The sequence below is a fragment of the Streptococcus sp. SV2 genome, from assembly GCF_030440175.1.
Classification (GTDB): Bacteria; Bacillota; Bacilli; order Lactobacillales; family Streptococcaceae; genus Streptococcus; species Streptococcus raffinosi.
In genome coordinates, this window is sequence record NZ_JAQFJQ010000010.1 from 1 (window position 1) to 13,968 (window position 13,968).

12 protein-coding genes are annotated in these 13,968 nt (G+C 38.8%); 6 read left to right on the plus strand and 6 right to left on the minus strand.

Annotated features, from left to right (window positions below):
* On the plus strand, positions 1-96 hold a 96-nt coding region (locus PCY14_RS06540), incomplete at its 5' end, for an IS3 family transposase (protein WP_227248006.1).
* Between the two features lie 51 nt (positions 97-147).
* Here PCY14_RS06540 and PCY14_RS06545 read toward each other — a convergent pair.
* Both PCY14_RS06545 and PCY14_RS06550 read right to left on the minus strand, forming a co-directional pair.
* A complete protein-coding gene (locus tag PCY14_RS06545) occupies positions 148-564 on the minus strand; it encodes a pyridoxamine 5'-phosphate oxidase family protein (protein WP_073685801.1) in 417 nt (138 codons plus the stop codon).
* Between the two features lie 111 nt (positions 565-675).
* On the minus strand, positions 676-2,241 hold the full coding sequence (locus PCY14_RS06550) for an ABC transporter ATP-binding protein (protein ID WP_293920345.1): 1,566 nt from the start codon (positions 2,239-2,241) through the stop codon (positions 676-678).
* Between the two features lie 132 nt (positions 2,242-2,373).
* Here PCY14_RS06550 and PCY14_RS06555 point away from each other — a divergent pair, with 132 nt between their 5' ends.
* Both PCY14_RS06555 and PCY14_RS06560 read left to right on the plus strand, forming a co-directional pair.
* Complete coding sequence (locus PCY14_RS06555) at positions 2,374-3,207, plus strand: helix-turn-helix domain-containing protein (RefSeq protein ID WP_021145101.1); 834 nt, start codon at positions 2,374-2,376, stop codon at positions 3,205-3,207.
* A 64-nt stretch (positions 3,208-3,271) separates the two neighbouring features.
* Entirely contained in the window at positions 3,272-4,621 is a 1,350-nt protein-coding gene (locus PCY14_RS06560) for an MATE family efflux transporter (RefSeq protein ID WP_301363297.1), read from the plus strand.
* A 973-nt stretch (positions 4,622-5,594) separates the two neighbouring features.
* Here PCY14_RS06560 and msrB read toward each other — a convergent pair.
* The 3 genes from msrB to manA form a co-directional block, all read right to left on the minus strand.
* The gene (msrB, locus tag PCY14_RS06565; protein ID WP_021145098.1) at positions 5,595-6,545 is read right to left on the minus strand and encodes a peptide-methionine (R)-S-oxide reductase MsrB; all 951 of its coding nucleotides are present in this window, start codon (positions 6,543-6,545) and stop codon (positions 5,595-5,597) included.
* Positions 6,546-6,676: 131 nt separating this feature from the next.
* Positions 6,677-8,005 (minus strand): branched-chain amino acid transport system II carrier protein, encoded by a 1,329-nt coding sequence (gene brnQ, locus PCY14_RS06570; RefSeq protein WP_301363298.1) that lies wholly within the window; start codon positions 8,003-8,005, stop codon positions 6,677-6,679.
* A gap of 215 nt (positions 8,006-8,220) precedes the next feature.
* A complete protein-coding gene (gene manA, locus PCY14_RS06575; protein ID WP_021145096.1) occupies positions 8,221-9,162 on the minus strand; it encodes a mannose-6-phosphate isomerase, class I in 942 nt (313 codons plus the stop codon).
* Between the two features lie 375 nt (positions 9,163-9,537).
* On the opposite strand from manA, the gene PCY14_RS06580 reads away from it, so the two are divergent.
* From PCY14_RS06580 to PCY14_RS06590, 3 genes are all read left to right on the plus strand, one after another.
* A complete protein-coding gene (locus PCY14_RS06580; protein WP_021145095.1) occupies positions 9,538-9,990 on the plus strand; it encodes a DUF3290 family protein in 453 nt (150 codons plus the stop codon).
* On the plus strand, positions 9,987-10,619 hold the full coding sequence (locus PCY14_RS06585; protein WP_021145094.1) for a DUF421 domain-containing protein: 633 nt from the start codon (positions 9,987-9,989) through the stop codon (positions 10,617-10,619). Before PCY14_RS06580 ends, PCY14_RS06585 begins: the two co-directional genes overlap by 4 nt.
* Positions 10,620-10,685: 66 nt before the next feature.
* A complete protein-coding gene (locus tag PCY14_RS06590) occupies positions 10,686-10,883 on the plus strand; it encodes a CsbD family protein (protein WP_014634703.1) in 198 nt (65 codons plus the stop codon).
* 71 nt (positions 10,884-10,954) lie between these two features.
* Here the strand turns inward: PCY14_RS06590 and PCY14_RS06595 are convergent, their stop codons facing one another.
* The gene (locus tag PCY14_RS06595) at positions 10,955-13,501 is read right to left on the minus strand and encodes a carbohydrate-binding domain-containing protein (RefSeq protein ID WP_301363299.1); all 2,547 of its coding nucleotides are present in this window, start codon (positions 13,499-13,501) and stop codon (positions 10,955-10,957) included.
* Positions 13,502-13,968: the final 467 nt, after the last annotated feature.

Sequence of the window (13,968 nt, forward strand, 5' to 3'; positions counted from 1 at the left end):
ATTGTAGACTATATTGATTATTACAACAACAAACGCATTAAGGTAAAATTAAAAGGATTTAGCCCTGTGCAATACAGAACTAAATCCTTTGGATAAATTAATTGTCTAACTTTTTGGGGTCAGTACAATCCATAAGGGGAGTTTTTATTATAGTCTTAACGTACTGATGGTAGCAAGATCTTTGGTAACAATAGCGGTATCAAATCTCACCTCAAATAGAATCAGCGATTCTCCTGCGTAATCTATCGTCTTTTTATAATCTGGAACCTTTGCAATGAAATGTTCTGCCATATCAACTACAGTTTTCGAACTTCTTTTTGCGAGACCTTTGGCTTTGACATGCTGGTTTCCAGTGTGAGGAATAGTGGTAAAAGCGATAGAAGGATTTTCTTCTATTTCCTTAACTTTGTCATTATCTTTAAAGGACGAAAAATAAAGAATGTTTTCACAAGGGTCAAAATAGAAATTTACGATTCTCACATTAGGAACGTTATTCACAGAAGTTGCCAAGGCTATTTCTGTTTGTTCTGCCATTATTCTCAAAAATTCTGTTTTCGTGTTCATTTTCAAAGCCTCATTTCCTTAGATTAATTATATAGGTCTGTTCCAAGTTTGTAAATCGAAAGAAAAGACTAAGCAACTACTCTGTCTAACTTCTACTGAAAGTATCTGGTGTTATTTAATTCTTACGATTGACTTATTTTCAATTCTATAGACAGCATCGTAATCTTCCAGATCGTAATGATGGGCAATTTCAATAATACTATTAGGCAACTGTTTCAAGACATTACTTATTTCTTTTGAACTTGCTGCATCTAAAGAAGCCATCATCTCATCCGCAAGTAAAACCTGCTTTTCCCTCAAAATAGCACGTGCAATCTCAAGTTTTATGATTTGTCCACCTGAAAAGTTATCTCCAGTTAATTCATAGTCCAATTGATGACAACAAGCCTCCCATAGTCCAACTTTTTTTAGTGTTGAAATGAGCAATGAGTCAGAATAATCTTGATAAAGAGTTAGATTATGTCGCACACTTGTATGAAAGACATAGGGATTTTGATGAATAATTGCAATGTTATCTAAATTTGGAGTCAGCTCCCTTCCATCAATGCTTTTAAAAATGATTTTCCCACTATATGCCTTATCTTGCCCTGATATTAACCTAAAAAGTGTTGTTTTTCCAATACCACTATCACCAACCATAAGATTATGCTGAGACAATGAAAAAGTAACCGTAACATCTCGAAAAATCTCTTGATTATCATAAGATTTAGTGACGTTTTTTAACTGAATTTCTTCTAAAGTATGTATGTGAAGCCCTTTTGAAGGAATTTCTGACTCACTTCCAAATGTCAATAATTTATCTTTTATCACTTGACTTGATTGAATACTTGCAATAGCCTCCAGAATCTGTTGTAAGGGGTTAATAAGATATGTTGAAGCAGACATCATAGCAATAAGTGTAGTAATTGAATTTTGTTTCATGACAAGACCAATCACAAATGGTCCAATCAAGCCGACAGCTTTCAGAGGTCCTGTCCAAAACATAACTAAATTCTGAAGTGTATAATACTTAAATTGTGTCGTCTCCATCTCACTAAGGGTTATGAGAGTTTGCTTTACATTCTCTTTTTCTGCTTGGTTGCAAATAATCGTTTCAATCCCTTTACCAAAGTCTGTAATAGCTCTTAAATTTTTCTCTTTTGAGCTACTTAGTAATTCTCCTGACTCTTTCAATTTTCTCTTAAAAATAAACTGAGGCAAAATCATCAGAAAGGCACCTACAGTAAAAAGACTACCCACAATAAGATTTTGTTTGACCAGATAAATTACAGATACTAGGACAGAGGCGCCCCACACAGGCGAGATAAGAAAAGATTGAAGGAACTCCTGGTCTACAATTCCAAGATCTTGTGTCAAGAGTGAGCAAAGTTCAGAATCCGAGATGTTTTTAGGAAAGACAGCATGATTCTTTAAAATATTTTCTGATAGGCTCACATTAAACGCTCTAATAATAGAACGAAGCAGAATATTCTCTATATACATAAAAGCGTACACTGCCACCCAAAGAGAAATGCTCGACAATGTAAAAACTATTAAATCCCGACTATCACTACTATCTATATGACCTGCCATCTGGATAATTACAGGTATTACAATGCCTTGACAGGAATAAAGAAGCGCAAAAATGATATAAAGTACCATTTTCTTCTTGGGAAGTAGCTTAATAAATGTAACCATCATTGTGACACAGCAACTGATTTATTTTTTTCAATAATCATTGCTTTTACCTCCTTCAATTTGATACTATTATTTTAGTTTATTAATAGCAAAAACTATTGAAATTTCGGAAATCCGATAAGGAAGTTTTATATGGAACTAGGCCAAAAATTTAAGCAGATTCGAAAACAGAGAAAATATACTATTCAGAGACTCGCTCAAGTGGCTGGATCTGTAGCGAGTATTTCAGACTTTGAAAATGACAAAACATCACTCTCAAATGATACTCTTTTCAAACTTTTAAGACACCTAAAAGTCGAATATAATGAATTTTTCGGACAAGAATATCTTGTGGACGAAACCTACATAAAACTTGCTAATCAATACAATCAAGCCTCAAATAATTTAGATTTTGAAGCACTAAAACAAGTCACAGAAAGATTTCGCTTTTTAGGAGAAACTAATTATAGTGATTATCTGATTAGTCTTTGTATTACCTGTCAGGTTTCAAAACTTCAAAACCAGTCAGTTAACCAAGATATTGCTACAGAACTTCAAAACTATTTCTTTTCGATTGATATTTGGACACTTCTGGATATTGATTTACTGGATATGGTAAAGGATATCTTCACAGAAGATGCACTAAAAATCTACATTAAGGAACTCCTGTCAATTCTAGGTACAAATCCTAGAAATAATTTAGATAGAATCACTTTAGATGTTATTAGTCGTTGTATTTTCCAAATCATTCTTTACGGAAATCAAGAAGATAGTAATTACTATCTAAACGAACTAAAAACTATTCAATTACCAGATTATTTCATGTTACAAAAAATCTATCTTAAAGAACTAGAAGCCGCATTCCTTTATAAATTTATCGATAAGAACATGGGAAAGACTATACATAAAGAGGTTCTCCACTACTTGGCTTTTATGGGAGATGACGATAATTTGAGAGAATGGGACCAAACTTTCCGTCAATTATAGACTTTATTGGATAACAGTTGTACAATGAATTATATAATTTGAAAAATTTAGAAAGGAAAACAGAATGCACGAAACACATTCTCTCCGTGAGCGATTCCTTGTTTTCTTCAAGATTTTTGTGCCCATACTGATTTATCAGTTTGCCAACTTTTCAGCAGCTTTTGTGGACACTACCATGACTGGTCAATACGATCCCCTACACTTAGCGGGGGTAGCCATGGCAACGAGTTTATGGAGTCCTTTTTTCACCTTCTTAACAGGTATCGTATCTGCCCTAGTCCCTATTATCGGACACCATCTAGGGGCAGGTCGCAAGGACCGAGTGGCACCTGATTTCTATCAATTTCTTTATATGGCTTTGGGCCTATCACTGATCCTTTTTGCCCTCGTTTTTCTAGGAGCACCCTTGGTTTTGAACTATCTAGGTCTGGAGCCTTTGGTCAGAAAGGTCGCCCTTGGTTATCTACGATTTTTGAGTCTTGGGATTATTCCCCTTCTACTCTTTAGCGTGGTTCGCTCCTTCCTTGATGCACTTGGCCTCACGCGCCTTTCCATGTACCTCATGCTTCTGCTCCTACCTCTCAATGGTTTCTTCAATTTCCTCCTCATCTATGGCATTGCTGGTCTTCCAGAGTTGGGAGGAGCCGGAGCAGGTTTGGGAACTTCATTAGCTTACTGGGCCCTTCTCCTTATTTCCATAACGGTTATCAAAAAACATCAGAAGGTTAAACCCTACCACATCGAAAAGATTCAACCTCTTGATAAAGCAGCTCTGCTTGACGCCCTTAAACTAGGTCTCCCCATTGGTGGAACGGTTTTTGCAGAGGTCGCCATCTTCTCAGGTGTTGGTCTGATTATGGCCAAGTATCCATCTTTAGTCATTGCCAGTCACCAGGCAGCCATGAACTTCTCAAACCTCATGTATGCCTTTCCTCTCAGCATTTCCAGTGCCATGGCTATCATTATTTCCTACGAATTTGGGGCCAGACGCATGGATTCGGTCAAGAGCTACAGCAAGCTGGGACGGTTAACAGCCCTAGGATTTTCTATCTTTACCTTGATTTTCCTCTACTTCTTGCGTTATGATTTGGCTGAACTTTATGGGCATGAGCCTGACTTTTTGAGAATGACGGCCATTTTCATGACCTATAGCCTCTTCTTCCAAGTGGCAGATGTCTTTGCGGCTCCGCTTCAAGGAATCCTGCGTGGCTATAAAGATACCAAAGTACCTTTTTATCTCGGTGTCCTAACCTACTGGGGCATCACCCTCCCAGTTGGCTTCCTGCTTGAAAAAGCCACTGGCCTTGGTCCCTATAGTTACTGGATTGGTCTGATTGCCAGTCTTATCGTCAGTGGTCTCTGTTACCAATGGCGTTTAAATAAGATCGTTAAGCGTTACGAATTTCATCGTTGATATAACTTAAGCAGTCTCATCAGACTGCTTTTTATCTGCTCAAATCTTGATAACAAAGAAAAAGCCTCCTGCATATTGAAAACAGATGAACTGTTATCAATACACAGAAAACTTTTTTATGAGTGATTCTTTAGATTCAGATTTTCCTACAGCATTACCCAGATGAACTTATTAATGAAAACAAAGTTGTTTGATATGAAAAAAAGTGTCACAAAGTCCAGCCGGATCAACTAGGGCACTATAGAACATGACTAAACCACATAGTGCTAAGAAATGATAAAAATAAACGACCTTCTCTCCTGTTTTAGGGAGTAAGAGAAAAGACCAAAACCATAAGCCACAAATCGTTACTAATATGATTATTTTATCAACGCATTCCATAACAATTTCTCCATCATAGAAGATTTAGCACAATAAAATAGCCCAAAGGACTATCTGAATATTATCATAAAAACCTAACAAGTGCTGTCATATTCCCTAAGGGAAATCTCGGGGATTTTGTCGCTAGTTTTGTTTGAGTAAGTTTAGACATATAATATCATAATTGGGAGGTTGGGGAAGACTATTATTACACAAAGTACAATAATGTTTACAGACACCAAAACTAGTAATTAAAGGGAAAATCAATTCTTTACACTTGTTAGATTTCTCACTACTATAGTGTACTACTTTTTTGGTTTGATGTGTAAAACAATTTGTATAAAATTGTAAAAAAATGTAATGAAATGTCACTTTTTTGTCCTGAATGGTCATATCACATGACATGTTAGTTCTTGTAGCACATGGATTTTCCAATATTGAAACGCTCATTATTAAAGAGGCTGGCTCAAAAGAAACCAACCTCCTAAATAAAGTGTTAAAAAGCACTTAAACATGATGATTCGATTGTCAGATAGAGCCCCAAGAGCAAGCCAAACTAGAACTTTTGCAATTTCAATGCTTTTGTCCTGTATATCAGTTTATGCAACTCTCATCAGTCCACCTGATCAAGCAAGTAAGCATAACCTTCTTTTTCCATATCTGCCTTAGGAACAAATCGTGTTGCGGCACCATTGATACAATAGCGCAAACCACCTTTATCGCTTGGACCATCTGGAAAGACATGCCCTAGATGGGAGTCCCCCGCACGACTACGGACCTCGATACGTTCCATATTGTGAGAATAATCTTCCTTGTAGTTGGCTACCTCAGGACTAATCGGATGGGAAAAACTGGGCCAACCACAGGCAGAATCAAACTTGTCCTTGGATGAAAAGAGAGGTTCACCAGTCACCACATCCACATAGATGCCAGGTTCAAACTGATTCCAAAGGGGACTCGTAAAGGCACGTTCCGTCCCATTTTCCTGAGTAACCGCATAGGCTTCTGGGCTCAAACTTTTCTTAAGATCCTCCTGATTTGGCTTGTGATAGGCACTGGCATCAATGACTGGAGTTGAGGCTTGATTGACATTGATATGGCAGTAGCCCTTAGGATGCTTCTTGAGATAATCCTGATGGTACTCCTCAGCAGGAATAAAGTGTTGCAAAGGCAACAACTCAACCGCCAAAGGCTGACCGTATTGTTCGGACATCTCTTGGAAAACTTGCTTGATGACTGGTAGGTCATTGTCATCTGTGTAATAAACACCCGTGCGGTACTGACTGCCCACATCATTGCCCTGTTTATTTTTGCTTAGAGGGTTGATGATACGGAAGTAATGTAGCAAAATCTCTCGCAATGACACTTGGCTGGCATCATAAGTCACCTGAACAGTCTCAGCATGACCCGTCTGACCGATGAGCTCATAGCGAGTGGTCTCACTACGTCCATTAGCATAACCCGAAACAGCATCTAACACACCAGGAACACGTGAAAAGTATTCCTCCACGCCCCAGAAACAGCCACCAGCAAGATAAATAGTATGATTATTAGGATTTGACATTTTTAACACTCCCTTCAATAAATACTTGCATCTCCACGCCTTAAGTGTAACGCTTTTGAGAAGATTTCGCACTTATGGCGACTTGGGGAGAGAAAAAAAAATCCCACCACAATTGTGATAGGATATTATTTTTATTCCATTTCAAAGCTTTCGCTCTTGATCTTATCAGGTAAGATGAGAGACAAAAGGATACACAAGATGGCTGGTATCAACCATGGCAATGATGCTCTCGACAATGGGAGGAAGTTAATAAGGGCATTGAGTCCCGCAAGTTTAAACTGGCTTCCAATTACACTAAGCAAGGCAATCAGCGTGACTACTGCAACTGTCACTTGCATACCAGGTTTAGACAAGGCCACGAACTTGTTGGCAATCACAATCATGACAATCGCGATGGTAATTGGGTAGAGAATCAAAAGCACTGGTACTGAGAAAGCAATGATATTATTAAGTCCCAAGTTGGCAATCGCAAACCCAATCAAGGTAAAGATAATGGCGTAAGCCTTGTAAGATACTTTCGGAAATGCCTTGTGGAAGAATTCTCCTGTCGCAACGATAAGTCCTGCGGTTGTTGTGAAACAAGTCACTGTCACCATGATAGCTAGGAAAATCTGAGCAGCTGGTCCAAAGATAGCTTGTGTGGCTTGTGACAAGACGCTAGCACCAATATTGGCATCTTTTGGTAGTCCGGCCACTTGAAGTGGGAAATGATTTCCCAAAAAGGCTAATCCCAAATACAGAGCACCAAAGAGAATAGTCACTACAAAACCAACGACCCAAATCGTTGAGATATACTCTTTTTTAGACTTAAAGCCTAATTGGTTGAGTGTGACTACTGCTACTACACTAAAGGCCACAGAGGCTAAGGCATCCAAGGTGTTATAGCCTTCCAAGAAGCCTTTACCAAAAGCAGAAGCCTGATAGGCCTGACTAGCAGCCTGAGGACTATGACCACCGTATTTAAGTGCTCCTGCCACAATCACCATAACAATCATGATAGCAAAGACAGGTGTTAAGATGCGTCCAATACTATCTAGAATTTTAGATGGATTCATGGCAATCCAAAGTGCTAGAGCAAAGTAGATTACGGTAAAGACAAAGAGCCAAAGGCTAGTATGTCCACTTCCAATCAAAGGAGAGAAGCCAATTGAAAAGGCGGCGGCGGCCGTTCTAGGAATGGCAAAGAAAGGACCAATGGATAGATAAAGTACTGCCAAATAGACTAGGGCAAACTTAGGCGAGATTTTTTGAGAAATCTCATGAATGTAACCCTTAGGATTTAAAGTCCCGATAACCAGTGTCAGGATGGCAATACCAACACCTGATAGGACAAAGCCGGCAATGGCTGGCCAAAAATGACCTCCAGATTCAAAGCCTAACTGAGGAGGAAAGGTCAGATTTCCCGCTCCAAAGAACATACCAAACAACAATAAAGCTGTAAGGCTTCCCTTTTTTAACATAAGTTTCTCCAATCTAAAACAAACAAGATCTTATGCCCTAAATAGACACAACTTGTTTATTATCATTTTAGTCAACTTGTTTAGTATGACATGATTAGTTTGGAACTTCAAGCTATTGAAACGTATTTACAAAGGTTTTTAAAATTGCAAATTTTCTGTATCCTTGTACGAAAAAACTAGACAAGATTCTCATCTCGTCTAGTTTGATATTTTGATTATGGGTGACTGACAATCAATTCAAGCTCTCCCTTAATTTGCCATGTTTCAACATCGCTAGGAAGAATAAAGTGGCTGCCTTTTGCAATGTCATAATCTTGCCCATCTACTTTAAGGCTTCCTTGACCGTCAAGTACACTAAACAAACTGTAATCAGCAGTCTTTTCAAAATCAGCCTTACCTGAGATTTCCCATTTGTAAACGGCGAAGAAATCACTTGCTACTAAGAGCGTTGATTTGAGGTCATCTACTTTTGTTGTGACTGGTCGACTGTTGGCTGGCTCACCGATAGTAAGGACATCGATAGATTTTTCAAGATGGAGTTCACGCAGGTTACCTTGATCATCTTTACGGTCAAAATCATAGACACGGTAGGTCGTATCACTAGATTGTTGCGTTTCAAGAACCATGATACCTGCACCAATAGCATGCATGGTACCACTTGGCACATAGAAGAAATCACCTGCTTTAACTGGAACCTTAGTCAAAAGATTTTCCCAATCCTTACTTTCAATTTGCTGACGCAGTTCTTCTTTTGATTTGGCATTGTGGCCATAAATAATTTCAGCACCTGGTTCAGCAGCAATGATATACCAACACTCTGTTTTACCAAGTTCACCTTCATGTTCAAGTCCATAAGCATCATCTGGATGGACCTGCACACTAAGCCAATCATTGGCATCCAAAATCTTAGTCAAAAGTGGGAAGACAGGTTCTTGACGATTGCCAAATAATTCACGATGCTCTGCATAAAGAACATCTATAGTTTGACCGGCATAACGACCATTCTTAATAGTAGAAACACCATTTGGGTGAGCAGAAATAGCCCAGTACTCTCCGACATGGTCGCTTGGAATGTCGTAGCCAAAGACATCACGCAAATGCGTGCCACCCCAAATTTTCTCCTGCATAACAGATTGTAAAAATAATGGTTCAGACATAATAACTCCTTATATAAGAATGAATAGACTCAAAATCTATGTCTTAACATAGATGATTACCCACATCATGATAAATGAATCAGTTCCACTTTAAAGCGGATGTTCCAAAAATCACCTATAGCCAGTAAGCTCCATCATCAGCAAATCACAAACAGATTTTGACGAGTAATTACCTCAATTATAAGCATAATTTGTGAAAATATCAACAAAGTCCTTAAAGAAATCATAAGATTTTGGCTTAATGGCTGCAAGTCATTTCAATAGCAAATTTCCTTTAAGAATCCTACTCATTCCTTCATTTTTCGGATAGATTAATTGAATTTAAAGACTTTTTAATCTATAATGTTAGTGATACTATGAAAGGAAATCTTCTCAATGAAATTCTATTCCTACGACTATGTGCTAAGTCAGATTAGCCAACAAAACTGGGTTATGGTTGCCATTACTGCAGGACTTATTTTAGTGACCGGCGTATTTGCTTTTAAGGCCTTTAAAGAACGCCATGATACTAAGTTTCGTGAACTCTCTATTATTTCTATTTTAACCTTAGTTGCCGTGGTTCTAATTGCTATCAGTAATTTCCAAAGCAATCAATCAAACGATAACCAATTTAGAGCATCTCTTCACTTTATCGAGGTTGTCTCTAAAAATCTCGACGTTGATAAGAGCAAGGTTTATGTTAATACTTCTACCACTACAGATGGTGCTATTCTCAAAGTTGGAAACAAGTACTATCGTGCCATCTCAGGTTCAGAACCTGACAGCTACTTGCTAGAACAAATAAAACTTTACAAGTCTGATGTTGAACTCGTGGAGGTTAAAAAATGACATCTTTTTATCTTGCTGTTGCAATTAAACTAGCTTTGGGGCTTATTTCACTCGTCTTTGTTATCAATTTAACAGGTAAAGGAAACCTAGCACCTAGCTCAGCTACTGACCAAGTACAGAACTTTGTTCTTGGTGCAATCCTCGGTGGTACAATTTATAGTAGTACCGTTTCCATCCTTCAGTACATTGTTATCCTGATTATTTGGACTATTTTGATCTTACTTCTTAAATGGCTCATCACCAATATTCACTTTATCAAACATTTGATTGACGGTAAACCAACCGTCATCATCAAACAGGGTCAACTAGATCCTGAAGCTTGTCGCTCTATAGGACTTTCAGCTTCTGATGTCGCTTTAAAATTACGTTCTCAAGGAATTTTTCAACTCAAAGAGGTTAAACGTGCAGTTATTGAACAGAACGGCCAATTGATTGTGGTCCGTTCTGGCGATGAAAATCCAAAATATCCAATCATTACTGATGGGGTCATTCAAACAGAAATTCTTGATACTATTGGTAAAACGGAAGATTGGTTAAATGAAGAGCTTCAAAAATTAGGATATGAAAACGTTTCGGATATCTTTATAGCTGAATACGATAAAGGAAACATTAATGTCGTTACTTATTAAACAAATCACTTGCATTATCGTTTAATATTGTCTACAATGGTCTCATCATAAAAAGGAGGTTCTACTATGGGAATCGAAGATAAATTGAATCAAGCTAAAGGCGCTCTTAAAGAGGGTGCTGGCAAACTTTCTGGTGATAAAAAAACTCAAGCCGAAGGTGCTGTCGAAAAAGTGGTAGCAAAAGCAAAAGACGGTATCGAAGATGTTAAAGAAGGCGTTGAAGGTGCTGTTGAAGGCCTTAAAAATGCTTTTTCTAAAAAATAATAATAAATAAACAGAAGCTCTTTTCCTTTTTTGAAGAGGGCTTCTGTTTTTCTTTATGTTCTTAACTAGAATTACTTACGAGAATGCTTGCTTCCTTTTAAGGCAAATGAGGTTGTCATCATAACTGCTCCTAATGCGCCTAGTCCCAAACTGCTCACATCACCAGTATTTGGTAGACTTGATTTACTTGTTTGATTGCTTTGTGAACTTTTAGATGACTGATTAGCCTTAGAACTTGTTTGGGTATTTTGTTTCTGAGCAAGATTAGTTTGTACGACTGAGCTTACATTTTCCTTTTGACTCACGCCTACATGACCTTTTGATGCTTCAGAAGTTTGTTTTTGAGTAAGAATATTATCCAATTTCTCAGCAGTCTCTTGAGCTTGTTGTTGGGCACTGCTTGTCGCATTAGTCATTGTTTGTGTCGGTTGCTCTTTTGTAGGCTGGTTAGCAAGAGAGGTATTTGATTTAAGAGACGCTCCTTCAGAGCTTGAAGAATTTGATGTTGGCGTATTTTGATTTGATAAAGCTGTGTTTGTCGCTGTCATTGCTGGAGCATTGGTAGCTGAACTTGTACTACTTGTGCTAGTTGTATTCTCAGAACTTGTCGAAGCAGATTGGCCCCACGGTGTGTTTACGCTTCCGGTATTGGTAGAGCTTCCCCCATAGCTAGTCGGTCCACCGTAGCCTCCGAAGTTATCAGACATTGAGCTATTGCCAAAGCCACCGCCTGGGAAGCCGCCCATGCCACCAGCACCAGGACCATTGTTTGTGCCTTCTTCAGTAGCTGTTGCAGTCACACTAGCACCACTTGATGTCGTAATGGTATAGGTTTCACCCGAAGTTAGACTCTCGGTACTAAAGACCACATTTCCAAATGAAGTTGTTGCTGTTGTGGTCGCTACAACATTTCCAGAACTATCTGTAACTGTGATGGTATCTCCAGCACTACCAGAGATGTTGGCCATGATATAAGACTGGCTTGAACCCGTTGTAAAGGCCTGAGCCATTCCTTGGTTACCTATGGCCCAAACGGTACCGCCAGAAATAATACCTGTTCCATCGTAGTCGATAGCAGCATTATCTGCACTTGTCTGAGCGACGTAGAGAGAACCACTTTTCACTGTCACATTGCCGTTACTGTCGATACCATCACCGTCTGCCAGAATAGTTACCGTTGCACCGTCAATATTGATGCCCACTTCATTTTCCAAGTCAGAAGTCGAATTGGTTAAGCTTGAAGTATCAGCGCTGTCCTTGGTCGTCCACTCAGTGGCGTTAATACCATCATCACCAGCAGTGATATCAACGGTTCCACCTGTCAAATTGATATAACGCCCTTCAAGGCCTTCGTCACCTGCTACAACTGTTACTTTAGAATTGCCTTCGACAGTCAATTCATCTGTAACCGTGATACCTTTATCAGTTGCATTAATGGTTACCGTTGAGTCGGTAATCGTCAAATCACCACTGTTCACATCTGTTTCGTCTTCGACCTGAATACCGTCATCAGTTGCCGTGATGTTGACTGTGGCATTTTTAATAGTTACAGCTGTCGTCGCATTGATACCATCCTTTGCCTCAGAAGTCAAATCAAGTGTTACAGAGTCAACCGTTACACTGTCAGCCTTGATGGCGTGCTTTTCAGTGCTTGAAAGGGTCAAGTTACTTCCAGTACCACTGGTAATGGTCAAGGCTCCCGCTGCTTCAATCGCATTAGCAGACGTCGAAGAAATAGAACTGTCTGAAAGGACATTAACAGTCAATTCTGCTGAAGAATTGGAAGTAATAGACGAATCCGTTAAGGTCACACCATCCAAGTAGATTGTAACTGGATCTGTCACGCTACCTGACACAATAATGGTATAGCTTGAACCATTTCCGGTCAAAGTGTATGATCCTGCTTGATTGATGGTAATTGTCGTTCCATCAACTGTGACAGTACCGCTATCACTTGTTACCACGGTTGTTCCATTGAAAGTAATCGTTGTCGTTGAGCTTTCTGAATCACTATCTTCAGACTCAGTTGTCGTCGTTTCAGTAGCTGAATCTGAGGCGCTGTTGGTTAACACTGAAGCTGTTTCAGATGCAGTGGCTTCAGTGGTGCTTGAGCTTGTATTAGAGCTAGTGTTTTCGTCTGCATTGTTCGTTTCAGATGCTGAGGTTTCACTAGTTGTGCTTTCAGCAGTTTCAGAAGAACTTGCTTCTGGAGTTGCGGAAGTACTTGAATGATCAGATGTTTCACTGCTTGTTGATGTAGCAGTCGTGTCCTCTGTCGTACTTGTTGTACTTATTGTACTTATTGTTGACAAATCAGTGTCTGAAGTTGAAGTCGCAGTTGAAGTACTTTTAGCCGATTCTGTGCTTGTTTCAGTAGTGTCTGATGTATTGTCGGTCTGAGTACTTTCTTCAATTAAGTCAGCAGTGGTTTCACCTGTTGAAACCGTTGAGAGTGTTAATTCAGTGTTTGTCTCGTCTGCTGAAACCTTGCTGTCATTTAAGACAACTGAGCAACCAAAGATTAAGCTCGCTATCAGAACCGAGCCAGCAGTTTTCCATTTTGATGATTTCTTAATCGTATAACGTTCCTGTGTTTGTTTAGTTTGTGTGTATGTCATGTCTTGAACCTCTTACTTACTTTTGTGATGACTCTATTAAACACAAGAAACCTAAGATAAGACTTAAAGAAAAGTTAACCTTTCCTTAAAGTAAAAAATCCCCAAGATATTGGGAACATTCATACTATAGGATAAACCACTCTAACTTCTACCGAAACAATTAACCTTTCATCACTGAAGGTCATTCCTGTCTCATGCAGGCATTTGCTAAAGAGGTCTTCGTGGAGTTCTTGCCAATAGGATAAGCTTCAGTCTCCAAGGCCTTCCTTGTAGGATTCCCTCATTTGGTCAGCTTTCATATTTGTACTCCTATACTTCCTCTCTCTTCATTTTACCAAAAAACGCTAGGTCATCAGAAGTAAAATAAGGTTTCATAACATTTCAGTACATGCTAGGAATCTTGATTTTATGCGATTTTTAAAATTTTGAATTCCAACAGATTGCAGCACAAATTAATGAAATCTCTA

Coding starts and splice junctions, on each gene's coding strand:
- brnQ (WP_301363298.1), bottom strand. CDS start 8,005: ATGTTAAAAAAGGGAAGCCTTACAGCTTTATTGTTGTTTGGTATGTTC.
- PCY14_RS06590 (WP_014634703.1), top strand. CDS start 10,686: ATGGGAATCGAAGATAAATTGAATCAAGCTAAAGGCGCTCTTAAAGAG.
- PCY14_RS06585 (WP_021145094.1), top strand. CDS start 9,987: ATGACATCTTTTTATCTTGCTGTTGCAATTAAACTAGCTTTGGGGCTT.
- manA (WP_021145096.1), bottom strand. CDS start 9,162: ATGTCTGAACCATTATTTTTACAATCTGTTATGCAGGAGAAAATTTGG.
- PCY14_RS06550 (WP_293920345.1), bottom strand. CDS start 2,241: ATGGTTACATTTATTAAGCTACTTCCCAAGAAGAAAATGGTACTTTAT.
- PCY14_RS06555 (WP_021145101.1), top strand. CDS start 2,374: ATGGAACTAGGCCAAAAATTTAAGCAGATTCGAAAACAGAGAAAATAT.
- PCY14_RS06595 (WP_301363299.1), bottom strand. CDS start 13,501: ATGACATACACACAAACTAAACAAACACAGGAACGTTATACGATTAAG.
- msrB (WP_021145098.1), bottom strand. CDS start 6,545: ATGTCAAATCCTAATAATCATACTATTTATCTTGCTGGTGGCTGTTTC.
- PCY14_RS06545 (WP_073685801.1), bottom strand. CDS start 564: ATGAACACGAAAACAGAATTTTTGAGAATAATGGCAGAACAAACAGAA.
- PCY14_RS06560 (WP_301363297.1), top strand. CDS start 3,272: ATGCACGAAACACATTCTCTCCGTGAGCGATTCCTTGTTTTCTTCAAG.
- PCY14_RS06580 (WP_021145095.1), top strand. CDS start 9,538: ATGAAATTCTATTCCTACGACTATGTGCTAAGTCAGATTAGCCAACAA.